25 protein-coding genes are annotated in these 23443 nt (G+C 62.0%); 18 read left to right on the forward strand and 7 right to left on the reverse strand.

The features are described 5' to 3' along the window. Positions 1-9 precede the first annotated feature (9 nt). The 6 genes from ACLEJP_RS14145 (at position 10) to ACLEJP_RS14170 (ending at position 3554) form a co-directional block, all read left to right on the forward strand. Complete coding sequence (locus ACLEJP_RS14145) at positions 10-543, forward strand: Rnf-Nqr domain containing protein (RefSeq protein WP_440807259.1); 534 nt, start codon at positions 10-12, stop codon at positions 541-543. Further along, entirely contained in the window at positions 540-1514 is a 975-nt protein-coding gene (locus ACLEJP_RS14150) for an RnfABCDGE type electron transport complex subunit D (protein WP_440807262.1), read from the forward strand. Before ACLEJP_RS14145 ends, ACLEJP_RS14150 begins: the two co-directional genes overlap by 4 nt. Beyond that, the gene (locus tag ACLEJP_RS14155) at positions 1511-2113 is read left to right on the forward strand and encodes an RnfABCDGE type electron transport complex subunit G (protein WP_440807263.1); all 603 of its coding nucleotides are present in this window, start codon (positions 1511-1513) and stop codon (positions 2111-2113) included. The genes ACLEJP_RS14150 and ACLEJP_RS14155 overlap by 4 nt, the downstream gene beginning before the upstream one ends. After that, positions 2106-2630 carry an Rnf-Nqr domain containing protein gene (locus ACLEJP_RS14160; RefSeq protein ID WP_440807265.1) on the forward strand — a complete coding sequence of 175 codons (525 nt, stop codon included), beginning with the start codon at positions 2106-2108 and terminating at the stop codon, positions 2628-2630. Before ACLEJP_RS14155 ends, ACLEJP_RS14160 begins: the two co-directional genes overlap by 8 nt. Positions 2631-2634: 4 nt before the next feature. After that, positions 2635-3273, forward strand: a complete 639-nt coding sequence (gene nth / locus ACLEJP_RS14165) for an endonuclease III (protein WP_225778989.1) — start codon at positions 2635-2637, stop codon at positions 3271-3273. 104 nt (positions 3274-3377) lie between these two features. Next, positions 3378-3554 (forward strand): PA3496 family putative envelope integrity protein, encoded by a 177-nt coding sequence (locus ACLEJP_RS14170; protein ID WP_225778990.1) that lies wholly within the window; start codon positions 3378-3380, stop codon positions 3552-3554. Positions 3555-3610: 56 nt separating this feature from the next. On the opposite strand, the gene ACLEJP_RS14175 is transcribed toward ACLEJP_RS14170, so the two are convergent. After that, positions 3611-4234, reverse strand: a complete 624-nt coding sequence (locus ACLEJP_RS14175; RefSeq protein WP_440807269.1) for a response regulator — start codon at positions 4232-4234, stop codon at positions 3611-3613. Between the two features lie 365 nt (positions 4235-4599). Here ACLEJP_RS14175 and ACLEJP_RS14180 point away from each other — a divergent pair, with 365 nt between their 5' ends. Further along, positions 4600-5082 (forward strand): hypothetical protein, encoded by a 483-nt coding sequence (locus ACLEJP_RS14180; protein WP_440807272.1) that lies wholly within the window; start codon positions 4600-4602, stop codon positions 5080-5082. Positions 5083-5152: 70 nt separating this feature from the next. Here ACLEJP_RS14180 and ACLEJP_RS14185 read toward each other — a convergent pair whose 3' ends face one another. Together ACLEJP_RS14185 and ACLEJP_RS14190 are read right to left on the reverse strand one after the other, a co-directional pair. Beyond that, complete coding sequence (locus tag ACLEJP_RS14185) at positions 5153-6370, reverse strand: argininosuccinate synthase (protein ID WP_013973956.1); 1218 nt, start codon at positions 6368-6370, stop codon at positions 5153-5155. Between the two features lie 136 nt (positions 6371-6506). After that, on the reverse strand, positions 6507-7481 hold the full coding sequence (locus tag ACLEJP_RS14190) for a flagellar protein MotY (RefSeq protein WP_440807275.1): 975 nt from the start codon (positions 7479-7481) through the stop codon (positions 6507-6509). Positions 7482-7610: 129 nt separating this feature from the next. Here ACLEJP_RS14190 and pyrC point away from each other — a divergent pair, with 129 nt between their 5' ends. Continuing rightward, positions 7611-8657 carry a dihydroorotase gene (gene pyrC, locus ACLEJP_RS14195; protein ID WP_440807277.1) on the forward strand — a complete coding sequence of 349 codons (1047 nt, stop codon included), beginning with the start codon at positions 7611-7613 and terminating at the stop codon, positions 8655-8657. Positions 8658-8716: 59 nt separating this feature from the next. Next, positions 8717-9328 carry a ribonuclease T gene (gene rnt, locus ACLEJP_RS14200; RefSeq protein WP_440807478.1) on the forward strand — a complete coding sequence of 204 codons (612 nt, stop codon included), beginning with the start codon at positions 8717-8719 and terminating at the stop codon, positions 9326-9328. 82 nt (positions 9329-9410) lie between these two features. On the opposite strand, the gene ACLEJP_RS14205 is transcribed toward rnt, so the two are convergent. After that, complete coding sequence (locus ACLEJP_RS14205; protein WP_009684560.1) at positions 9411-10013, reverse strand: peroxiredoxin; 603 nt, start codon at positions 10011-10013, stop codon at positions 9411-9413. A gap of 223 nt (positions 10014-10236) precedes the next feature. Between ACLEJP_RS14205 and ACLEJP_RS14210 the strand changes: the two genes are divergently transcribed. Together ACLEJP_RS14210 and bfr are read left to right on the forward strand one after the other, a co-directional pair. Beyond that, positions 10237-10455, forward strand: a complete 219-nt coding sequence (locus ACLEJP_RS14210) for a bacterioferritin-associated ferredoxin (protein ID WP_045185737.1) — start codon at positions 10237-10239, stop codon at positions 10453-10455. Positions 10456-10655: 200 nt separating this feature from the next. After that, complete coding sequence (gene bfr / locus ACLEJP_RS14215) at positions 10656-11129, forward strand: bacterioferritin (RefSeq protein WP_114171878.1); 474 nt, start codon at positions 10656-10658, stop codon at positions 11127-11129. 57 nt (positions 11130-11186) lie between these two features. On the opposite strand, the gene grxD is transcribed toward bfr, so the two are convergent. Then, the gene (gene grxD, locus ACLEJP_RS14220) at positions 11187-11522 is read right to left on the reverse strand and encodes a Grx4 family monothiol glutaredoxin (protein ID WP_003254949.1); all 336 of its coding nucleotides are present in this window, start codon (positions 11520-11522) and stop codon (positions 11187-11189) included. Positions 11523-11613: 91 nt separating this feature from the next. After that, a complete protein-coding gene (locus ACLEJP_RS14225) occupies positions 11614-13722 on the reverse strand; it encodes a molybdopterin-dependent oxidoreductase (RefSeq protein ID WP_440807281.1) in 2109 nt (702 codons plus the stop codon). Between the two features lie 377 nt (positions 13723-14099). On the opposite strand from ACLEJP_RS14225, the gene argF reads away from it, so the two are divergent. After that, entirely contained in the window at positions 14100-15020 is a 921-nt protein-coding gene (gene argF / locus ACLEJP_RS14230; protein WP_440807283.1) for an ornithine carbamoyltransferase, read from the forward strand. Beyond that, complete coding sequence (locus ACLEJP_RS14235) at positions 15017-16126, forward strand: ABC transporter ATP-binding protein (RefSeq protein WP_440807285.1); 1110 nt, start codon at positions 15017-15019, stop codon at positions 16124-16126. Before argF ends, ACLEJP_RS14235 begins: the two co-directional genes overlap by 4 nt. Positions 16127-16161: 35 nt before the next feature. Here the strand turns inward: ACLEJP_RS14235 and ybaK are convergent, their stop codons facing one another. Beyond that, entirely contained in the window at positions 16162-16632 is a 471-nt protein-coding gene (ybaK, locus tag ACLEJP_RS14240) for a Cys-tRNA(Pro) deacylase (protein ID WP_225778999.1), read from the reverse strand. A gap of 303 nt (positions 16633-16935) precedes the next feature. Between ybaK and ACLEJP_RS14245 the strand changes: the two genes are divergently transcribed. The 5 genes from ACLEJP_RS14245 to ACLEJP_RS14265 all read left to right on the forward strand — a co-directional run bounded on the left by ACLEJP_RS14245 (position 16936) and on the right by ACLEJP_RS14265 (position 23383). Further along, entirely contained in the window at positions 16936-17787 is an 852-nt protein-coding gene (locus tag ACLEJP_RS14245) for an MIP/aquaporin family protein (RefSeq protein WP_440807287.1), read from the forward strand. Positions 17788-17837: 50 nt separating this feature from the next. Continuing rightward, positions 17838-19337, forward strand: coding sequence for a glycerol kinase GlpK (gene glpK / locus ACLEJP_RS14250; protein ID WP_440807289.1), 1500 nt, complete (start codon positions 17838-17840; stop codon positions 19335-19337). Positions 19338-19562: 225 nt separating this feature from the next. Continuing rightward, positions 19563-20318, forward strand: a complete 756-nt coding sequence (glpR, locus tag ACLEJP_RS14255; RefSeq protein ID WP_440807291.1) for a DNA-binding transcriptional repressor GlpR — start codon at positions 19563-19565, stop codon at positions 20316-20318. Positions 20319-20569: 251 nt separating this feature from the next. Beyond that, positions 20570-22108 carry a glycerol-3-phosphate dehydrogenase gene (gene glpD / locus ACLEJP_RS14260; RefSeq protein ID WP_440807293.1) on the forward strand — a complete coding sequence of 513 codons (1539 nt, stop codon included), beginning with the start codon at positions 20570-20572 and terminating at the stop codon, positions 22106-22108. 357 nt (positions 22109-22465) lie between these two features. Beyond that, positions 22466-23383, forward strand: coding sequence for a glutamate/aspartate ABC transporter substrate-binding protein (locus tag ACLEJP_RS14265; protein ID WP_440807295.1), 918 nt, complete (start codon positions 22466-22468; stop codon positions 23381-23383). The last annotated feature ends 60 nt before the right edge of the window (positions 23384-23443 follow it).

A 23443-nucleotide genomic window follows, 5' to 3' on the forward strand; every position in this document is an offset into this window, starting at 1 on the left:
CGTCATGCCATGAACGATTACCTTCTGGTCCTGATCAGTGCCTCGCTGATCAATCACCTGTGCCTGTCACCCGTGCCGTGCTCAAGGCTGTACCTGCATGTACATGGCCTTGCCTGCGCTCTGTGCATCGCCCTGGGTGTGCTCGGTGCGCGGCTATTGATGCCGCTGCTGGCTGGAGACCTTGAGCTGTTCCTGCTGTTGCCCTGGCTGGCACTGCTCGCCTGGGGGATACCGTGGCTACTGGCACGCTGGCAACCCGCCTGGCCAGTGGCGCAGCTTCCCGCACTGCTGTCGAGCAATGCGCTGGTGCTCGGGCTGATCCTGCAACAGGCAAGCGCCGAATACACAGGGTTTGCCACCTTGCTGCAAGGGCTGCTGGCCGGCGGCAGCTTCTGGCTGGCACTCGTGTTGTTCGCCGACCTGCGCCAGCGCTGCACCCATGCCGACATCCCTGGCGTACTGCGCGGCCTGCCTGTCGAACTGCTCGCCGCCGGGGTAATGACCCTGGCATTTTCCGGCTTCAACGGGTTGTTCAGCCAATGAGCGTCAGGCCTGATCCGCGGCTGCGCACCAGCATGGGCCTGGTGTTGCTGGCCTGCGTACCGGGCCTGCTGGTTCTGTCCTGGCTGCACGGCTGGGGGCTGCTGTTGAATATCTTGCTGTGTACCGGTGCTGCACTGCTGTGCGAAGCACTCCTGCTGTTGCTGCGTGGGCAACCGCCGGGCACGGCCCTGAACGACGGCAGCGCCCTGGTGACAGCCGTACTGCTGGCCGCCGCCCTGCCCACCCTGGCGCCTTGGTGGCTACCGGTGACCGCCGCCAGCGTGGCCATCGGTATCGGCAAGCAGGCCTTCGGCGGGGTCGGGCGCAACCTGTTCAACCCGGCCATGGTCGGCTATGCCTTCGTGCTGCTGAGCTTCCCGCTGCAAATGAACCATTGGCCCGGACCGGCACCCGGCCTGCTCGACACCCTGCAACAGGTCTTCGCCGGTGGCGACCAGATCGATGCCTGGGCCCGGCCAACACTGCTCGACGGCCTGCGCCACAACCGCAGCCTGACCATCGACGAGCTGTTCGCCAGCCACCCGGGATTCGGCAGCATGGGTGGGCGCGGCAACGAATGGGTAAACCTGGCGTTCCTGCTCGGCGGCCTGTTCCTGCTGCAGCGCAAGGTAATCAGCTGGCATGCGCCGATCGGTCTGCTGGCAGGCCTGTTTCTGTTCAGCCTGCTGGCCTGGAACGGGTCGGGCTCGGACTCCAACGGTTCCCCCTTGCTGCACCTGTTGTCCGGCTCGACCATGATGGCGGCGTTCTTCATCGCCACCGAACCGGTGTCCGGCCCACGGCATGAGCGGGCCAGACTGCTGTTCGGCGTCGGCGCGGGCGTGTTGATCTACCTGATTCGCACCTGGGGCAGCTATCCGGATGGCACGGCGTTCGCCATCCTGTTGATGAACCTTGTGGTACCGAGCCTCGAACGCCTGACGGCGCAACGCCAGCAGGCTGCCCCATGAGTCGCCTGGCCCGTGAAGCAGGGCTGTTGCTGCTGGTTGCGGCACTGGCGGTGTCGGTTACCTTGGCCTGGCGACACTGGACCAGCCCGGCCATCGTCGACGCCGCAAAACAGCTGCAAAGCCGTGAACGGCTGGCGGTGCTGCCTGACGGTAGCTACGACAACCAGCCACTGGACCACCCGCTGCCCACGCCCGCCGCACAACGGCCAACCAGCCGTATCCTGGCGGCGTACCGGGCCGAGCTGGCGGGAACCCCGGTCGCCATCATTGTCGTCACCCAGACTCAAGGCTATGCCGGCCCGATCGTGCTGAGCATCGCCATTGCCACAGACGGTCGACTGATCGGCAGCCAGGTGGTCGAACAACAGGAAAGCCCCGGGCTGGGTGCTCGCCTGGGGGACCCGCAAGTCAATTGGCTGCAGCAGTTTGCGAATCGACACTTGAGTGATCATTGGGCACTGCGACGTGATCACGGCGACTTCGACCAGTTGAGCGGCGCAACCGTGACTTCTCGGGCCGTGATCAGCGCGCTGCAGGAGGCGCTGAGTTACTTCGACGAGCAGCGCAGCGTGCTGCTGGAGGGCTCCCCACATGAATAGGTTGCATCTGCTGGGCGCGAGCCTGGTGCCGCTGCTGGGTGCCACCGGGACCCTGAGCGAAGGCGCTATCATCGGCGCGTGCGCGGTGCTGATGGGCGGCCTGCACCAGTTACTGTTGGCGCCTCTGCGGCACAGGCTGGCCAGCTGGGCGTTCACGCTGGCCAGCCTGTTGCTGCTGGCGGCCCTGGCCAGCTGCCTGCAACTGGCGCTGCGGGCATGGTTGCTACCTTTGGCGGTTGCCCTCGGCCACTACCCCGCTCTGCTCTGCCTGCAATGCCTGGCCACCGAACACCTGCTGCCCAACCACCGGCGCTGGCGCCTGCTTGCAAGGTACCTTGCCGCGGTGCTGGGCGCCTGCCTGTTGCTCGGTGCCAGCCGGCAATGGCTGGGCGAAGTTGCTGGCCTGCACCTGGCCAGCCAGGCACCCGGTGCGCTGATACTGCTCGGACTGCTGTTGGCCTTGTACAATCGCCTGCGTACAGGCCCTGCCCACCCACGTCGTCAAGGAACACGCTGATTTCATGAATGCCGCCAAACGCCTGGAGATCTTTCGCAGGCTGCACGAAGACAACCCCGAGCCGAAGACCGAACTGGCCTACACCACTCCGTTCGAGCTGTTGGTTGCCGTGACCCTGTCCGCGCAAGCCACCGACGTGGGCGTAAACAAGGCCACCGCCCGCCTGTTTCCGGTCGCCAACACCCCTGAAGCCATCCATGCCCTGGGAGTGGAAGGCCTGAGCGAGTACATCAAGACCATCGGCCTGTATAACAGCAAGGCGAAAAACGTCATCGAGGCCTGTCGGCTACTGATCGAGCGTCACGGCAGCCAGGTGCCGCAAACCCGCGAAGCCCTGGAGGCGCTGCCCGGGGTGGGCCGCAAGACCGCCAACGTGGTGCTCAACACCGCGTTCCGCCAGCCGACCATGGCGGTGGACACGCATATCTTCAGGGTCAGCAACCGCACCGGCATCGCGCCGGGCAAGACGGTGCTGGAGGTGGAGAAGAAGCTCATCAAGTTCGTCCCGAAGGAATACCTGCTCGACGCCCACCATTGGCTGATCCTGCACGGTCGCTATGTGTGCCAGGCCCGCAAGCCACGGTGCGGCAGCTGCCGGATCGAAGATTTGTGCGAGTACAAGCACAAGACATCCGACGATTGATTCGATAGGCGAAAACCACCCATCACGATTGAAAAAATCTTTTTTACCAGCGTCTGCTTTCTGGTTATAAGGACGGCCAATGGCCCCTTGGCTTGGAGCGACTCATGAGTAGCGATAAAGACGACCTGTCGATCGAAGATGATTTTGTTGCCGCAGAGGATGAAGCGGAGCCCGTGGTGGAAATTGCAAAGACCAACCTCAGCAAACGCCGCACCATTGATAACATGCTGGAAGAAAGGCGCCTGCAGAAACAGCTGGCCGATTTCGACTACGACCTGTAGGCCCATCCCTTCAGCGCTGGCAAAGCCTCCTGGCTGGAGGCTTTACGGCCTGGCGATCAATTCAGCCCCTGACGTTGCGCCAGTTCGATCAGGTCGACCAGCGAGCGCGCATTCAGCTTCAGCAACAGGCGTGACTTGTAGGTACTGACCGTCTTGTTGCTGAGAAACATGCTGTCGGCAATCTCCTTGTTCGAACGCCCTCGTGCCAACTGTTGCAATACCGTCATCTCGCGCGCCGAGAGGCGATTGACCATATCGGTCTCGCTTCCTCCTCCCTTGCTGCGTGATGCATGCAGCGCCTGGTTGGGGAAGTAGCTGTAGCCCGATAACACCGCCTTGATGGCGCTCAGCAACTCCGTGAGTTCCTGCTGCTTGCACACGTACCCTGCCGCCCCTGCCTGCATGCAACGCATCGAGAAGTTGCCAGGTGCCTGCGATGTCAGCACCAGCACCTTGCTGGCCGGGCTGAAGGTTGTCATGCGGGCGATCACCTCCAGGCCGTCCAGCTTGGGAATGCCGATATCCAGCACCACGATATCCGGCAGGTGTTGCCGTGTCAGCTGCAGTGCAGCCACGCCGTTGTCAGTCTCCGCGACGACGTCATAACCATGCCGCTCCATCAGCATGCGTACGGCCAGGCGTATGACCGGGTGATCATCCACGATAAGCACTTTATTCATGCGATATCCATTCATTGTTCTGCTTTGGCACGCCACGATAACCGACAGAACAGCAGATGGCGCGACGATTTGCCGAAGAAACAGATGAACAGATGAAACCTACAACACTTACAGAAATTTCCTACACATAACTACTGCGTCTGTAACAACAAACTTCCTGAACAGAAAAGTAAATACTATTACCCGTCTTTCAAGGCACACGCCCATTCAGGGCGACGCTTGCAGTTGAAAAGTTCAACCCGGGCCATTGAAAAATCCTCGTCAGCGCGCAGGACAGCGATGATTCGTCGCCCGGGAAACAGTCCAGTCTTTAGTTGGGCGGCACAGTAAGGCAACAATGGGTGAAAACGCCGGAGACAGCCCTCATGCCCGAACGACAACCTGTCGCCCCGCTGACGATCATTGCCATCTTCGCGGGCATCATCGAATCCTCCGCACTTGCTACCTTGCCGTTTCTCAGCGAAGCCAGCCAGAATCTCTATACCTGGTTTCTGGTAGGATTTCCGTTTTTTCTGACAGCATTATTTTTTCTGACACTCAACTTCAACTACAAGTCGTTCTACAACCCGTCGTCGGATAACACGGCAAGCGATACTCCACCTACGCCAGGTACCAGGAGCACGCCAAGCGCACCCAGCAGGCTCGGCGAGACCGAACATGGCGAACCTGTCACGATCATGTTTTCCGGGCCCGATGCTTACCAGTTGATGGAACAGCAACTCCTGCGTGCACTGGCCCAACCGCTGCAAACACCCAGGACATGGCGCTTTTGCAACCTGGACAAACGCCAGTGTGCACAATTGTCGGTCAGCCCGCTGGAAGAAGATACGGCACCCCGAGGCGACTGAGCGCAGCAGGTTTCCATCAGGCAAAAAAAACCCCGGCTGGGCCGGGGTTTCCATGGCATGCGCCAGCAAATCAGAGCAGCGAACGGCCCTTGTTGGCAGCAATGCGCATACGCAGCGCGTTGAGTTTGATGAAGCCGGCAGCGTCCGCCTGGTTGTAGGCGCCGCCATCTTCCTCGAAGGTGGCGATGTTGGCGTCGAACAGCGAATCGTCCGACTTGCGGCCAACCACGGTGACGTTGCCCTTGTACAGCTTCAGGCGCACCACGCCGTTCACGTTGACCTGCGAGGCGTCGATCATCTGCTGCAGCATCAGGCGCTCCGGGCTCCACCAGTAGCCGGTGTAGATCAGGCTGGCATACTTCGGCATCAGCTCATCCTTCAGGTGAGCGACTTCGCGGTCCAGGGTGATCGACTCGATGGCACGGTGGGCCTTGAGCATGATCGTGCCACCAGGGGTTTCGTAGCAGCCACGCGACTTCATGCCGACGTAACGGTTCTCGACGATATCCAGGCGGCCGATGCCGTTGGCACCACCGATGCGGTTCAGGTCGGCCAGCACGGTGGCCGGGGTTTTCTCGACGCCATCGATGGCAACGATGTCACCGTTGCGGTAGGTCAGCTCGATGTAGGTGGCCTGGTCCGGGGCGTTCTCTGGCGAGACGCTCCAGCGCCACATGTCTTCCTCGTGCTCGGTCCAGGTATCTTCCAGGACCCCGCCTTCGTAGGAGATGTGCAGCAGGTTGGCGTCCATCGAGTACGGCGACTTCTTCTTGCCATGGCGTTCGATCGGGATACCGTGCTTCTCGGCATAGTCCATCAGCTTCTCGCGGGACAGCAGGTCCCACTCACGCCACGGGGCGATGACCTTGACGCCTGGTTTCAGGGCGTAGGCGCCCAGCTCGAAACGTACCTGATCGTTGCCTTTGCCGGTTGCGCCGTGGGAAATGGCGTCAGCGCCAGTTTCATTGGCAATTTCGATCAGGCGCTTGGCGATCAGCGGACGGGCGATGGAAGTACCCAGCAGGTACTCGCCTTCGTAGACGGTGTTGGCGCGGAACATCGGGAACACGAAATCACGCACGAACTCTTCGCGCAGGTCGTCGATGTAGATCTCTTTAACGCCCATTGCCTGGGCCTTGGCACGGGCCGGCTCGACCTCTTCACCCTGCCCCAGGTCTGCGGTGAAGGTCACCACTTCGCAGTTGTAGGTATCCTGCAGCCACTTGAGAATCACCGAAGTATCAAGGCCGCCGGAATACGCCAGTACGACCTTTTTTACGTCCGCCATGCCATCACTCCACGGGGTTGTACGGAAAAGCGTCGATTCTAACGACCTTGCAAGTAAATTTACAGTGGGGCGACAGCTTCTGACGACAAAGCGACAGGAACTGTCGGAAGGGCGACGGAATATGCGACAGGAAATGTCAAGGAGCCTTGGTACCCGCCGCCGCAGCAGCCGGGCTGGCTGGTGCCGTGGCCGGAGCCACCGGTGGCAGTGTCGGTTCGGCCGGCTTTTCCACCGCTTTCTCGACCGGTTTCTCGACCACCGCGACGCGATCCAGCTCGATGTTCACACGACGGTTACGCGCCCGGTTCGCCGCGCTGTTGTTTTTGGCCAACGGATAGCGCTCGCCATGGAAGCGCACAGTGATCTGCTCTTCCGGTACGCCATTGGCCTTGAGGTAATCAGCTACCGCCAGTGCGCGGCGGCGCGACATGTCACGGTTGGTCAGGCGGTTGCCGCTGTTGTCCGAGTGGCCGTTGAGCTCGACATGGTTCACTGTCGGGTCGGCCTTCATGTAGTCGAGGATGACATCCAGCCGCGACTTGGCCGACTGATCCAGATCGAAACCACCGCCAGGGAAGCCGACCTGGGTCTGGCGCACCTGGTCATAGTTCATCGGCAGCAGCTTGCCGGCACAGGCCTGGTAGTCGCTGTAGGCCTTGGCAAAGCTGACCGGCAGCACCCGCACTTCCATCGGCCTGCCCGCCTCGCCGGCATAATTGCGCACCACGGTGCTGCGGCCGTCGAGCAGGCCATTGATCAGCCGGCTGGCCTGGCCCTGCGACGAGCTGAACAACACGCCGGTGCGGGCCATGCGCACGCTGCCCAGGTTGATGTCGCTGCGCCCGGGTTGCCAGGGCGCAGCGGCCGCCAGCAAGGTCGCGGTGCCGGCACCCAGCGCGTTACTGTCCGAACGCAGCTGGAACACCGGCTGTTCGCCCGCACGGCGCACGAACTCACCACTGCCAAAGCCGTCGATCGGCTGCACCAGCCGACACTCGAACTGGTCACCCTCGACCTTCCAGGCGATATTTTCCATGCGCGTCTGGAAGGTCAGCGCACCAGCCGGCAGGCTGGCGAACAGGGTCAATAGGGCTAGGTAACGCTGGCGCACGGGCGGCTCCACAATTCTGACGGCTTACCTGCAGGCTATCGGACGCCAGCCGGAAAACTTGATAGCCGTGCTCCACCCGGGGTTTTCCGGTAGCATTGGGGCTTGAGTTCGACCCGCCTGGAATCCCCAATGTCCGATCGCCTGACCCTCCTGCGTCCCGACGACTGGCACATCCATCTGCGCGATGGTGCCGTCCTGCCCCATACCGTTGGCGACGTGGCGCGTACCTTCGCCCGTGCCATCATCATGCCCAACCTGGTTCCACCGGTTCGCAATGCCGTCGAAGCCGGCGCCTACCGTGAGCGCATCCTGGCTGCCCGGCCGGCCGGCAGCCGCTTCGAACCGCTGATGGTGCTGTACCTTACCGACCGCACCAGCCCCGCGGACATCCGCGCGGCCAAGGCCAGCGGCTTCGTGTACGCCGCCAAGCTGTACCCGGCCGGCGCTACCACCAACTCCGACTCGGGCGTGACCAGCATCGACAATATCTTCCCCGCCATCGAGGCGCTGGCGGAAGTCGGCATGCCACTGCTGGTGCACGGCGAAGTGACCCGCAGCGAGATCGACGTGTTCGACCGCGAGAAGCGCTTCATCGACGAACACATGCGCCGTGTGGTCGAACGCTTCCCGACGCTGAAGGTGGTGTTCGAGCACATCACCACCAGCGATGCCGCCCAGTTCGTCAGCGAGGCCCCGGCCAACGTCGGCGCGACCATCACCGCGCAACACCTGCTGTACAACCGCAACCACATGCTGGTCGGCGGCATTCGCCCGCACTTCTACTGCCTGCCGATCCTCAAGCGCAACACCCACCAGGTGGCGCTGCTGGACGCTGCCACCAGCGGCAACCCGAAGTTCTTCCTGGGAACCGACTCGGCCCCGCATGCCCGCCATGCCAAGGAAGCTGCCTGCGGTTGCGCCGGGTGCTACACCGCCTACGCGGCCATCGAGATGTACGCCGAAGCGTTCGAGCAGCGTAACGCGCTGGACAAGCTGGAAGGCTTTGCCAGCCTGCACGGCCCGGCTTTCTACGGCCTGCCGGCGAACACCGATACCATCACCCTGGTTCGCGAAGAATGGACCGCCCCGGACAGCCTGCCATTTGGCGAGCAGACCGTAGTCCCGCTGCGCGCCGGCGAAAAACTGCGCTGGCGCCTGCTGGAGGAGAACGCGTGAGCGAAGACCTCTACGAAGACGACCTCGATACCCAGGGCAGCAGTGGCTCGCGTCACCCGATGGCCGAGCGCTTCCGCGGCTACCTGCCGGTAGTGGTGGATGTGGAGACCGGTGGCTTCAACAGTGCGACCGATGCGCTGCTGGAAATTGCCGCAGTCACCATCGGCATGGACGAAAAGGGCTTCCTGTTCCCCGAGCACACCTACTTCCACCGGGTGGAACCGTTCGAAGGCGCCAACATCGAGCCAGCCGCGCTGGAGTTCACCGGGATCAAGCTGGATCACCCGCTGCGCATGGCGGTGAGCGAAGAAAGCGCGCTGACCGACATCTTCCGCGGCGTCCGCAAGGCGCTCAAGGCCAATGGCTGCAAGCGGGCGATCCTGGTCGGCCACAACAGCAGCTTCGACCTTGGCTTCCTCAATGCAGCAGTGATGCGCAACGACCTCAAGCGCAACCCGTTCCACCCGTTCTCCAGCTTCGACACCGCTACCCTGGCGGGCCTGGCCTATGGCCAGACCGTACTGGCGCGGGCCTGCCAGAGTGCCGACATCGACTTCGACGGGCGTGAGGCGCACTCGGCGCGTTACGATACAGAGAAGACTGCCGAGCTGTTCTGCGGCATCGTCAACCGCTGGAAAGAGCTGGGCGGCTGGCGCGATTTCAACGATTGAGATCGTACTCGCAGCGAAGAGGCCGACACAGCACGGCAAAAAAAAACCGGCCACCAGGGCCGGTTTTTCATGCGCGCGGCAATTACAGCTTGCCAGCGTTCTCGCTCAGGTAGGCAGCAACGCCTTCTGGCGAAGCGTTCATGCCCTTGTCGCCTTTCTTCCAGTTGGCAGGGCAGACTTCGCCGTGCTCCTCGTGGAACTGCAGGGCGTCGACCAGACGCAGCAGCTCGTCCATGTTACGGCCCAGCGGCAGGTCGTTGACGATCTGCGAACGAACAACACCGTTGGTGTCGATCAGGAAGGCGCCACGGAAGGCCACGCCGCCTTCGGACTCGACGTCGTAGGCTTTGCAGATTTCGTGGGTCATGTCGGCAGCCAGGGTGTACTTGACCTGGCCGATACCGCCGTTGTTGACCGGGGTGTTACGCCAGGCGTTGTGGGTGAAGTGCGAGTCGATCGACACGCCGATCACTTCGACGTTGCGCGCCTGGAAGTCAGGGATGCGGTGGTCCAGGGCGATCAGCTCGGACGGGCAGACAAAGGTGAAGTCCAGCGGGTAGAAGAACACCAGGCCGTACTTGCCCTTGATGGCCGAGGCCAGGTTGAAGCTGTCGACGATTTCGCCATTGCCCAGCACGGCCGGCACGGTGAAATCGGGGGCTTTCTTACCAACGAGTACGCTCATTGTAATCTCCTGATGAGGGTGAAAAACGTTTGCCGGGCCAGACGGGCCTGCCCGACATCCAACAAAGGCCAACCATCATACACGGCTTCTGGTGACAGGCCGACTCCCACGACGAAGCAACCGCCGGTCGCTCAAGCGCGGCCCTTCCAGAAAGTCCTTTGACAAGCATTCTCATTAACATTAAGCTCCACCCCATCAAGCCCAGCCACGATGGTCAGCCTTTATGTATGTGTGTCTTTGTGTCGGCGTTACCGACGGACAGATCCGCGATGCGATCTATGAAGGATGCTGCAGTTACAAGGAAGTGCGAGCCGCGACCAACGTCGCCAGCCAGTGTGGCAAATGCGCCTGCCTGGCCAAGCAGGTAGTTCGCGAGACCCTGACCGAGCTCCAGGTCAGCCAGGCCGCCCTGCCCTACCCGGTAGAATTTACCGCCGCCTGATACCCAGAATTCGAAGAACCGGACCTAGCGTCCGGTTTTTTTATGCCTGAAATTCAATAAGTTAGCGTTCCAACGCGGTTCACAAACATTCTTATTCCTATTAATTTTCATTTATTATTCAACAACTTAGGTTTGACACACCTGGGCATCGGGCTCAAACTTCAGTGTATTGGCACACTTCTACAGGGCAGGAACCCGACATGAAAGGCGACGTAAGCGTCATCCAGCATCTCAACAAGATCCTCGGAAACGAGCTGGTCGCGATCAACCAGTATTTCCTGCACGCACGCATGTACGAAGATTGGGGCCTGAACAAACTCGGCAAGCATGAGTACAAGGAATCCATCGACGAGATGAAGCACGCTGACAAATTGATCAAGCGTATTCTCTTCCTCGAAGGTATCCCCAACGTCCAGGACCTGGGCAAGCTGCTGATCGGCGAGCACACCAAGGAGATGCTCGAATGCGACCTGAAGATCGAACAGAAGGGCCTGATCGACCTGAAGGCAGCCATCGCACACTGCGAAACCGCTGGCGACTTCGGCTCGCGTGACCTGCTCGAAGATATCCTCGAGTCCGAGGAAGAACACATCGACTGGCTGGAAACCCAGCTGGGACTGATCGACAAGATCGGTATCGAAAACTACCTGCAGTCGCAGATGGGCGAAGAATAAATATTCGGCGCATGAAAAAACCCGCAATCAGCGGGTTTTTTCATGCTTGCCGGAATATCAGGCTTCAGAAGCCTTGGCCTTGGCGGCCGCTTCCTTGATCAGGGTCTGCAGCTCACCCTTCTCGAACATTTCCAGCATGATGTCGCTGCCACCAACCAGTTCACCGGCTACCCACAGTTGCGGGAAAGTCGGCCAGTTGGCGTATTTGGGCAGGTTGGCGCGAATTTCCGGGTTCTGCAGGATGTCGACGTAGGCGAACTTCTCGCCACAACCCATCACGGCCTGCGATGCACGCGCAGAGAAGCCACACTGCGGGGCATTCGGCGAGCCTTTCATGTAAAGCAGAATGGTGTTGTTGGCAATCTGCTCTTTGATCGTTTCGATGATATCCATGTAGCACCTCGGCTTAACTTTCCGACGCGGTCGTCGGCACGGTGAGGCATTGTAACGGAAAGCCGAGCAGCATGCTCGGCCTTACCGTCCCCTATGCGGCCTCTATCTGCACCGGCACGCCATTGAGCGCGGCATTGCCGGAAACAGCGTCACGCAGGCGCTCATCGGTGAGGTCGTTTGCGCTCACGCCCGGTTGCGCCCGGGCCACCTGCAATTGCACGCCATCGCGCGCATGGCCAAAACCGTGGGGCAGGCTGACTACACCGGGCATGATGTCGTCACAAGCCTGTACTTCGACCTCCAGCGTGCCAGTGCGCGAGCGAATGCGTACCCGCTGGCCATCCTGCAGTTGCCGCTGCTGCAGGTCTTGCGGGTGCATCAGCAACTGATGGCGCGGCTTGCCCTTCACCAGGCGGTGGAAGTTGTGCATCCACGAATTGTTGCTGCGCACGTGGCGGCGGCCGATCAGCAGCAGCTCGCCTGGCGCCGGTGCAGGCTGCTGCGCCAGGCGCTGCAGGTCATCCAGAAGCACTGGCGGCGCCGCCTCGACTGCCTTGCTGGCGGTCTTCAGGCGCGTGACGAGGTTGCCACGCAATGGCCCGAGGTCGAGGCCGTGCGGGTGCTGGTCGAGGGTGGCCAAGGAAAGCTGCCAGGGTGTCGTTTCGCCATATGGCCCCTTGCGCAACGCCAGGTCAATCAGCTGTGCCGGTGCCAGGGTTGGTTTCAATTCGAGCTCGGCGCGCCTGGCGAAGGCCTGTGCCAGGCCGACGAAGATCTCCCAGTCGTGCAATACCGCTTCCGGCTTGGCCAGGATCGCGCGATTGAAACGGGTCACATTGCGCACTGCCAGGAGGTTGAACGTGGTGTCGTAGTGGTCGTTCTCCAGTGCCGTAGTCGAAGGCAGGATCAGGTCGGCATGGCGGGTCGTCTCGTTGATGTACAAGTCGATGCAGAGCATGAATTCCAGCCCTTGCAGCGCGGCATCCAGCTGGCGGCCGTTAGGCGTGGACAACACCGGGTTGCCGGCGACCGTCACCAGGGCACGCACCTGACCGTCGCCGGGGGTGAGGATTTCTTCGGCCAGGGCCGCCACGGGCAGCTCGCCGGCGTATTCCGGCAAGCCCGACACGCGGCTTTGCCAGGCGTTGAAATGGCCACCGGAGGTAGTCGCCACCAGATCGACAGCAGGCTCGGTGCACAACGCACCGCCTTGACGGTCAAGGTTGCCGGTCACCAGGTTGATCAGTTGCACCAGCCAGTGGCAGAGGGTGCCGAAGGCCTGGGTCGAGACGCCCATGCGCCCGTAGCACACGGCCTTGTCGGCGGCAGCGAAATCCCGAGCCAGTTGGCGGATGTCAGCCGCAGCGATGCCACAGTGCACGCTCATGGCCTCGGCGCTGAACGGCGCGATCGCTTCGCGTACTTGTTGCAGCCCCGCGACCGGCAAGTGCGAGCCGCGGGCCAGACCTTCTTCGAACAGGGTGTTGAGCACGCCGCACAACAGCGCCGCATCCCCGCCAGGGCGGATGAACAGGTGCTGGTTGGCCATGGCCGCGGTTTCGCTGCGCCGCGGGTCCACGACCACCAGGCGCCCGCCACGGGCTTGCAGGGCCTTCAGACGCTTTTCCACGTCCGGCACGGTCATGATGCTGCCATTGGAGGCCAGCGGGTTGCCGCCGAAGATCAGCATGAAGTCGGTATGGTCGATGTCCGGGATCGGCAACAGCAGGCCATGGCCATACATGAGATGGCTGACCAGGTGCTGCGGCAGCTGGTCCACAGAGGTGGCAGAAAAGCGGTTACGGGTTTTCAGCAACCCGAGGAAATAGTTGCTGTGGGTCATCAAACCATAGTTGTGCACGCTCGGGTTGCCCTGGTACACCGCCACGGCATTGCGCCCATGGGCCTGCTGGACCGCCCACAGCCTGTCGGCGGCGAAGGCGAAGGCTTCTTCCCAGCCGATGGCCTGCCAGCGCTCGCCTACCCGCTTGTGCGGCTGGCGCAACCGGTCGGGGTCGTTCTGGATATCCTGCAGGGCAACCGCCTTGGGGCAGACATGGCCGCGGCTGAACGGGTCCAGGGGGTCGCCCTTGATCGAGCTGATCAGCGCCGGCCCGCCTTCCTCGTGGCTCACTTCGATGTTCAGCCCGCAGATCGCTTCGCACAGGTGACAGGCACGGTGATGCAGGGTCTTGGTCATGGCCGCCTCTGCCTTGTTGTGATGGACGAAGCGCGACTATGCGCCCAGGCCCGGGTACCGACCAGCGCACTTCGCGGTGTGAATCCACCGACATCAGGCACACGATTTGCGACAGCCATTTGCCAACCTGCCAGCAAGCCGTGTACAACCCTCTGTAGCAAATAAAAAACAGCACTGCCCGTCGGCCAATACACCCCTTGCAACACCCTTTGCCACCGAGCGACTGTTTCCCCTCTTGGCTTCAGGCGACATTTACTTATAGTATTGCGCCTTCCCCTATTTCGTCCGCCTCCGTGCGGCTTACGCCGCAGGTCACTCCCGTTGTCAAAAAAACCATACGGTCGACCTGCATACCGTTGCAGATAAGGTAGTCAATCATGAGCGCTAGGCACTTTCTCTCCCTGCTGGACTTCACCACCGACGAATTGCTCGGGGTGATCCGCCGCGGCATCGAGCTGAAGGACCTGCGCAAGCGAGGCGTGCTGTTCGAGCCCCTGAAGAACCGCGTGCTGGGCATGATCTTCGAGAAGTCCTCGACGCGGACCCGGGTGTCGTTCGAGGCCGGCATGATCCAGCTCGGCGGCCAGGCCATCTTCCTGTCTCCGCGCGATACCCAGCTGGGCCGCGGCGAGCCGATCGCCGACAGCGCCATCGTGCTGTCGAGCATGCTCGACGTGGTGATGATTCGTACCCATGCCCACAGTACCCTTACCGAGTTCGCCGCGAATTCGCGCGTGCCGGTCATCAACGCCCTGTCCGACGAGTCGCACCCGTGCCAGCTGCTGGCCGACATGCAGACTTTCCTTGAACAGCGCGGGGCGATCCAGGGCAAGACCGTGGCCTGGATCGGCGACGGCTTCAACATGTGCAACTCGTACATCGAGGCGGCCAGGCAGTTCGACTTCCAGCTGCGCATCGCCTGCCCGCAAGGTTACGAGCCGGACCCACGCTTCATGGCCATTGGCGGCGACCACGTGCAGATCGTTCGCGATCCCAGGGAAGCCGTGCGCGGCGCCCACCTGGTAACCACGGATGTCTGGACTTCGATGGGCCAGGAAGAGGAAACTGCACGGCGCCTGGCGCATTTCGCGCCTTACCAGGTCACCCGCGAACTGCTCGACCTGGCGGCACCCGACGCCCTGTTCATGCACTGCCTGCCAGCCCACCGTGGCGAGGAAATCAGCCATGACCTGCTCGACGACCCACGTTCGGTCGCCTGGGCCCAGGCTGAAAACCGCTTGCATGCACAGAAGGCCCTTCTCGAATTCCTTGTCGAACCGGCTTACCACCACGCATGAGTCAACCCCTACTGCTCAACCTGCGCAACCTCGCCTGCGGCTATGGCGACCAGCGCATCGTCCAGAACCTCAACCTGCACCTGAACGCAGGCGACATCGGTTGCCTGCTGGGGTCCTCCGGTTGCGGCAAGACCACCACCCTGCGCGCGATCGCCGGTTTCGAACCGGTGCACGAAGGCGAGATCCAGCTGGCCGGCGAGGTCATTTCCCGGGCCGGATTCACCCTGGCCCCGGAAAAACGCCGCATCGGCATGGTGTTCCAGGACTACGCATTGTTCCCGCACCTGACCGTGGCGCAGAACATTGCCTTCGGCATCGCCAAGCACCCGCGCCAGGCCGAAGTCATCGACGAGATGCTCGAACTGGTCAAGCTGGGCGGCCTGGGTGGGCGCTACCCGCATGAACTGTCCGGTGGACAGCAGCAACGGGTCGCACTGGCCCGTGCACTGGCCCCCGAGCCACAATTGCTGCTCCTCGACGAGCCGTTTTCCAACCTTGACGTTGAGCTGCGCCGGCGCCTGAGCCATGAAGTCCGCGACATTCTCAAAAGCCGTGGCACCAGCGCCATCCTGGTTACCCATGACCAGGAAGAAGCCTTTGCCGTCAGCGATCAGGTCGGCGTGTTCAAGGAAGGCCGCCTGGAGCAATGGGATACCCCATACAACCTCTACCACGAGCCGCAGACGCCGTTCGTGGCCAGTTTCATCGGCCAGGGATATTTCATCCGTGGGCAGATGAGCAGCCACGAGGCGGTCAATACCGAACTGGGTGAACTGCGCGGCAACCGGGCCTACATCATGGCCCCGGGCAGCTCGGTGGATGTGCTGCTGCGCCCTGACGACATCGTCCATGCGCCTGGCAGCGCACTGCAGGCGACCATCGTCGGCAAGAGTTTCCTGGGGGCATCGACCCTTTACCGCCTGCAATTGCCCACCGGCAGCCAGCTGGAAGCGATATTCCCCAGCCATAGCGACCACCAGGTCGGTGACGATGTGGGGATCGCGGTGAAGGCCGACCACCTGGTGCTGTTCCCCGTGCCGGGCAGCGTGGCGGCACAGTTGCCGCAGCAGGAGAACGGTGTTCGTCGGTACAGTTCGGCGACCTGATACCGAGTTTGGGGCCGCCTTGCGGCCCCGGATGCTCAGCCCCGACCAATACCGGCAAATTTGCCCTGGGTATGTTCGGCCAATACCGCCGCCGCCAATTCCACCTCCAAGCCGCGCCGCCCAGCACTGACATGGATGGTTGCAAACTGCTGCGCCGAGTCATCGATAAAGGTGCGCAGGCGCTTCTTCTGCCCCAACGGGCTGATGCCACCCACCAGGTACCCGGTAGCTCGCTGTGCCACCGCCGGGTCGGCCATCTCGCACTTCTTCACCCCGGCAGCATGGGCCAGGGCCTTGAGGTCCAGCGTGCCGACCACCGGCACCACCGCCACCAGCAACTCGCCCTTCTCGCTGCTAGCCAGCAAGGTCTTGAACACTTGCTGCGGATCAAGCCCGAGTTTTTCCGCCGCCTCCAGGCCATAGGACGCCGACTTGGGGTCATGTTCGTAACTGTGCACACGGTGTTCCGCGCGGTGTTTCTTCAACAGGTCTAGGGCGGGGGTCATGCAGGGGCTCCGGTCAGAACGGCTCGGCGGCTACTTTAGGCCAATTCCCACAGCGCAGCCAGCGTATGGCAAGCGGGCACGTCTAGAACGGTGCCTGCACCTCAAACAAGCAGCCATATCGTGACCGACCGTTCACTTTCGACCTTTGACATCAGCGTTTCTTGTCTATATTTTTTCGTTTCTGAATAAATGATGCACTTTTAAGGTGCGTTTCCTACATCAGCCCGGGTTCAATGGGGATAGACTCCGGGCTTTGCTGTCGAGCGCCAAGCGCCTCACAACAAAACAAAAACGAGGTCATACATGACGACTGCTCTACGCCAACCCACGCTGTCCAGCCAGTGCCTGGCCGAATTCCTCGGCACCGCCCTGCTCATCTTCTTCGGTACCGGCTGCGTCGCAGCGCTCAAGGTCGCGGGCGCCAGCTTCGGCCTGTGGGAAATCAGTATCATCTGGGGCGTAGGCGTCAGCATGGCGATCTACCTCACCGCCGGCATTTCCGGCGCACACCTGAACCCGGCAGTGAGCATTGCCCTCACCCTGTTCGCCGGTTTCGACAAGCGCAAGCTGCCCTTCTACATGCTGGCCCAGGTGTGCGGCGCATTCTGTGGCGCGGCGCTGGTCTACAGCCTGTACAGCAACCTGTTCTTCGATTTCGAACAGGCTCACGCCATGTTGCGCGGCAGCGAAGCCAGCCTCGAACTGGCCTCGGTATTTTCCACCTACCCGCATCCGTCGCTGTCCACCGGCCAGGCGTTCCTCGTCGAAGTGATCATCACCGCCGTGCTCATGGCGGTGATCATGGCCTTGACCGACGACCACAACGGCCTGCCGCGTGGCGCCATGGCACCCTTGCTGATTGGCCTGTTGATCGCCGTGATCGGCAGTGCCATGGGCCCGCTGACCGGCTTCGCCATGAACCCGGCCCGTGACTTCGGGCCAAAACTCATGACCTTCCTGGCTGGCTGGGGCGAAATCGCCTTCACTGGCGGTCGGGACATGCCTTATTTCCTGGTTCCGGTGTTCGCACCAATACTTGGCGCCTGCCTGGGTGCGGCGACCTACCGCGGCCTGATCGCCCGCAACCTGCCGACGGCAGCCGCCGTGGAACCTGAGACAAACGACAATCGCCAGGGCGATACTCAAGTCAACTGATGCTGGCATCACGCCCGCCCTGACCCCCTCATTGCGCAAGGCCTACGACCATGACAGACACCCAGGATAAGAACTACATCATCGCCCTGGACCAGGGCACCACCAGTTCACGGGCGATCATTTTCGACCGTGACGCCAACGTGGTGGGCACCTCCCAGCGTGAGTTCGCCCAGCACTACCCGCAGGCAGGCTGGGTCGAACACGACCCGATGGAAATCTTTGCCACGCAGAGCGCAACCATGGTCGAGGCGCTGGCCCAGGCAGGCATCAGCCATGCCCAGGTGGCTGCGCTGGGGATCACCAACCAGCGCGAAACCACCGTCGTGTGGGACAAGGAAACCGGCCGCCCGGTGTACAACGCGATCGTCTGGCAGTGCCGTCGCAGTACCGAGATCTGTGCCCAGCTCAAGCGTGATGGCCATGAAGCCTACATCCGCGAGGCCACCGGCCTGGTCACCGACCCGTACTTCTCCGGCACCAAGCTGAAGTGGATCCTCGACAACGTCGAGGGTGCCCGCGAACGTGCCGAGCGCGGCGATCTGCTGTTCGGCACGGTCGATACCTGGCTGATCTGGAAATTCTCCGGTGGCAAGGTGCACGTCACCGACTACACCAACGCCTCGCGTACCCTGATGTTCAACATCCACAGCCTGCAATGGGATGAGCGGCTTCTGGAAATCCTCGGCATTCCGCGGCAGATGCTGCCCGAAGTGCGCCCCTCCTCCGAGGTGTACGGCCACACAAAAAGCGGTATCGCCATCGCCGGCATCGCCGGCGACCAGCAATCGGCGCTGTTCGGCCAGATGTGCGTCGAGCCGGGCCAGGCCAAGAACACCTATGGCACCGGCTGCTTCCTGCTGATGAATACTGGCGACCAGGCGGTAAAGTCGTCCCATGGCCTGCTTACCACCATCGCCTGTGGTCCGCGCGGCGAAGTGGCCTATGCCCTGGAGGGTGCGGTATTCAACGGCGGTTCCACCGTGCAGTGGCTGCGTGACGAGCTGAAGATCGTCAACGATGCGCTGGATACCGAATACTTCGCCAGCAAGGTCAAGGACAGCAATGGCGTGTACCTGGTGCCGGCCTTTACCGGCCTGGGTGCACCGTACTGGGACCCGTATGCCCGCGGCGCGCTGTTCGGCCTGACCCGTGGCGTGAAGGTAGACCACATCATCCGCGCCGCGCTGGAGTCGATCGCCTACCAGACCCGCGACGTGCTTGACGCCATGCAGCACGATTGCGGCCAGCGCCTTTCCGAGCTGCGCGTGGATGGCGGCGCAGTGGCCAACAACTTCCTCATGCAATTCCAGGCTGACATCCTGGGCACTTGTGTGGAACGCCCGAAAATGCGCGAAACCACTGCGTTGGGTGCGGCCTACCTGGCGGGCCTGGCCTGTGGGTTCTGGAGCGGCCTGGACGAGTTGCGCGACAAGGCCATCATCGAGCGCGAATTCAGCCCGCAGCTGGATGAGGTGCAGAAGGAGAAGCTGTACGCCGGCTGGAAGAAGGCGGTCGAGCGTACCCGTGACTGGGAAGATCACGAGGCCTGATCTCCCGCCTTGCCTGTGGGAGCGGCCCTGTGTCGCGAAAGGGCTGCGGAGCAGCACCAGCAATGTTCGCCATGACGCGAAGATCCTGGGGCCGCTTCGCAGCCCTTTCGCGACACAAGGCCGCTCCCACAGCGACTGCGCGCCAATGCGCCACAGTCTACTGGCTGTCATCCGCGTCCTACGGCATCATTGCAGCATTTGTCCGGCAGCCCCAAAGGACCGCCCATGAATCTGCCCCCTCGCCAACAACAAATTCTCGAGCTGGTACGCGAACGCGGTTACGTCAGTATCGAGGAAATGGCGCAGCTGTTCGTCGTCACTCCGCAGACTATTCGCCGTGATATCAACCAGCTTGCCGAACTCAACCTGCTACGCCGTTACCACGGCGGCGCAGCCTATGATTCGAGCATCGAGAACACCGCCTACGCCATGCGCGCCGACCAGATGCGCGACGAGAAGCAACGCATCGCCGAAGCCGTGGCCCGGCAGATTCCCGACCATGCCTCGCTGTTCATCAACATCGGCACCACTACCGAATCCATCGCCCGCGCACTGCTCAACCACAACCACCTGAAAGTCATCACCAACAACCTGCATGTCGCCGCCATCCTTGCCGCCAAGGATGATTTCGAAGTACTGGTGGCCGGGGGCACGGTGCGTCGCGATGGCGGCGTGGTCGGCCAGGCCAGTGTCGACTTCATCAACCAGTTCAAGGTCGACTTTGCCCTGGTGGGCATCAGCGGCATCGACGAAGACGGCAGCCTGCTCGACTTCGACTATCAGGAGGTGCGGGTTTCCCAGGCCATCATCGCCAATGCCCGGCAAGTGGTTCTCGCCGCCGACTCCAGCAAGTTCGGGCGCAACGCCATGGTACGCCTGGGCTCGATCAGCCTGGTCGACTGCCTGGTGACCGACCAGGCGCCGACCCTCGCGCTGACGCAACTGCTGAACCAGTACAAGATTCGTCTCGAGGTGGTTTGAGGGCCCTTGGGGCATGGCATCAGCCTTGTGTCGCCTGTGAGACCGGGCGCCGCGCGGGCGGCGCTCGGTCTCACAGGCGCTAGAACCCCCAAACGGTCACCCAAAATATTCGTAAATGTTCACTTCATTGTCATTTGATCAGTTTTTTCTATAAAGACTGACTGGCGACCAGCTTTCCATTGCGCTAGTATTTTCGAAAACGAACATCAATGTTCATATTCGATGTGAACAGCGCCCAGGAGGCCTTGCCCGTGTCCCAGCCCGTTTCGTCCCAGCCCCCGCTCGCCGACTGCTATGACCTCGCCGTGATCGGCGGCGGCATCAATGGCGTAGGCATCGCTGCCGACGCCGCGGGGCGCGGCCTCAAGGTGTTCCTCTGTGAAAAGGACGACCTGGCCCGGCACACCTCCTCGGCCAGTAGTAAGTTGATCCACGGCGGCTTGCGCTACCTGGAGCACTATGAATTCCGCCTGGTGCGCGAAGCATTGGCCGAACGCGAAGTGCTGCTGGCCAAAGCCCCGCACATCGTCAAGCCAATGCGCTTCGTGCTGCCGCACCGCCCGCACCTGCGTCCGACCTGGATGATCCGCGCCGGCCTGTTCCTCTACGACCACCTCGGCAAGCGCAAACGCCTGGGTGCCTCGCGCAGCCTGCGCTTCGGACCTGGCTACCCGCTCAAGCCGGCCATCAGCCGCGGTTTCGAGTACGCCGACTGTGCGGTCGATGACGCCCGCCTGGTGGTGCTCAACGCCATGGCAGCGCGCGAACACGGCGCGCACATCCACACCCGTACCCGCTGCCTGCGCGCCGAACGCATGGACGGCCTGTGGCAGGTGCAACTGCAACATGCCGACGGCAGCCAGCAGAGCATCCGCGCCCGCGCCCTGGTCAACGCCGCCGGCCCATGGGTCGCCAGCTTCATCAAGGACGACCTGAAGCTTGAAGCGCCTTACGGCATCCGCCTGATCCAGGGCAGCCACATCATCGTGCCGCGCCTGTACGAAGGTGAACACGCCTATATCCTGCAGAACGAAGACCAGCGCATCGTGTTCTGCATTCCGTACCTGGAACGCTTTACCCTGATCGGTACCACCGACCGCGAATACAGCGGCGACCCGGCGAAGGTGGCGATCACCGAGCAGGAAACCGAATACCTGCTGAAAGTGGTCAACGAGCATTTCAACCACCAGCTCGGTCGCAACGATATCGTGCACACCTACTCCGGGGTTCGCCCGCTGTGCAATGACGAATCGGACAACCCCTCGGCGGTAACCCGCGACTACACCCTGGCATTGTCCGCCAGCGAAGGCCAGGCCCCCTTGCTGTCGGTATTCGGCGGCAAGCTGACGACCTACCGCAAGCTGGCCGAATCGGCCATGGCCGAACTCAAGCCACATTTTCCGCAGATGCGTGGCAGCTGGACGGCCAGTGCACCGCTGCCGGGTGGCGAGCACATGACCACCGTACAAGCGCTGGTGGATGCCGTACTGGCGCGCTGCGGCTGGCTGCCGGTGGACATCGCCAAACGCTGGGCACTCACCTATGGCTACCGCGTGTGGCAGTTGCTCGACGGCGTGCATGGGCCGGAAGACCTGGGCCAGGCATTCGGCGGTGGGCTGTTCAGCCGCGAGGTGGAATACCTGTGTGACCAGGAGTGGGCACGCGACGCCGACGATATCCTCTGGCGCCGCACCAAGCTGGCACTGTTCACCAGCGCGAGCGAACAGCAATTGCTGAAGGATTATCTACGCCAGCGCGCGCAGGATCAGGCCCGCGTACAGGCCGCCTGAGCCTGCCCGCCTCGTGGCGCTGGCGCGAGGCGGAAATAGTCGTGGCAAAGCCCCTTCTGATCATCGCCCTGGCGCTGTAACACCCGTGTGACGGGGCAGCAGCGCTTGGGTCAGCCATTCGGATTTCCGAACACTACCAATGCAAGCGTTCGGAAATCCGTCAGCTTACAGCCTCGCCAACCGCGTCATCAAAAGCTCTAGCCCTGCATTTTCGCGGCTATTTGACTGGTATCAGCGCTTGGCACGACTCATGCTCTACACTTGTTAGCCGAATGCACACCGCTTCTTGCTGTATTCGTTGAACGAAGAGTCCGCCAACGGCTCCATAAAAAAAACAAACACGTCGAGGAAAATTTGATGCGCATCGTTCGTCAATTGCTGGGCGCCGCTATTGCGGCCGCTGTGATCGCTTCGCCGGCCATGGCCGAAGAACTGACCGGCACCCTGAAGAAGATCAAGGATTCGGGCACCATCACCCTGGGCCACCGCGACTCCTCCATCCCGTTTTCCTACCTGGCCGGCAAGCCCGAGCCGGTGGGCTACTCGCATGACATCCAGCTGGCTGTCGTCGATGCCCTGAAGAAGCAGCTGGGCACGGACATCAAGGTCCGCTACAACCTCGTCACCTCCCAGACCCGCATCCCGCTGGTGCAGAACGGTACCGTGGACCTCGAGTGCGGCTCCACCACTAACAACGTCGAGCGCCAGCAGCAGGTCGGTTTCTCGGTCGGTATCTTCGAAGTCGGGACCCGCCTGCTGACCAAGGTCAAGGACGGTCAGCCAGCCTACAAGGACTTCCCGGACCTGGCCGGCAAGAACGTGGTGACCACCGCCGGTACCACCTCCGAACGCATCCTCAAGGCGATGAACGCCGACAAGCAGATGAAGATGAACGTGATTTCCGCCAAGGACCACGGTGAAGCCTTCAACATGCTCGAAAGCGGCCGCGCCGTAGCCTTCATGATGGACGACGCCCTGCTCGCCGGCGAAATGGCCAAGGCACGCAAACCGTCGGACTGGGTTATCACCGGTACCCCTCAGTCGTACGAAATCTACGGCTGCATGGTGCGCAAGGATGACGCTGCCTTCAAGAAAGCGGTGGATGACGCCATCATCGCTTACTTCAAGTCGGGTGAAGTCAACAAGAGCTACGACAAGTGGTTCCAGCAGCCGATCCCGCCAAAGGGCCTGAACCTGCAGTTCCCGATGAGCGAAGAGCTGAAGAAACTGATCGCCGAGCCGACCGACAAGGCCGCCGACGAGAAGAAGTCCTGACCCCCAGCCCGTGGCCTGTTGCGCTGCAAAGCGCCATTTGAACAGGCAGGCCACCCGTTA

The sequence above is a fragment of the Pseudomonas sp. SMV7 genome (assembly GCF_052041995.1).
Classification (GTDB): Bacteria; Pseudomonadota; Gammaproteobacteria; order Pseudomonadales; family Pseudomonadaceae; genus Aquipseudomonas.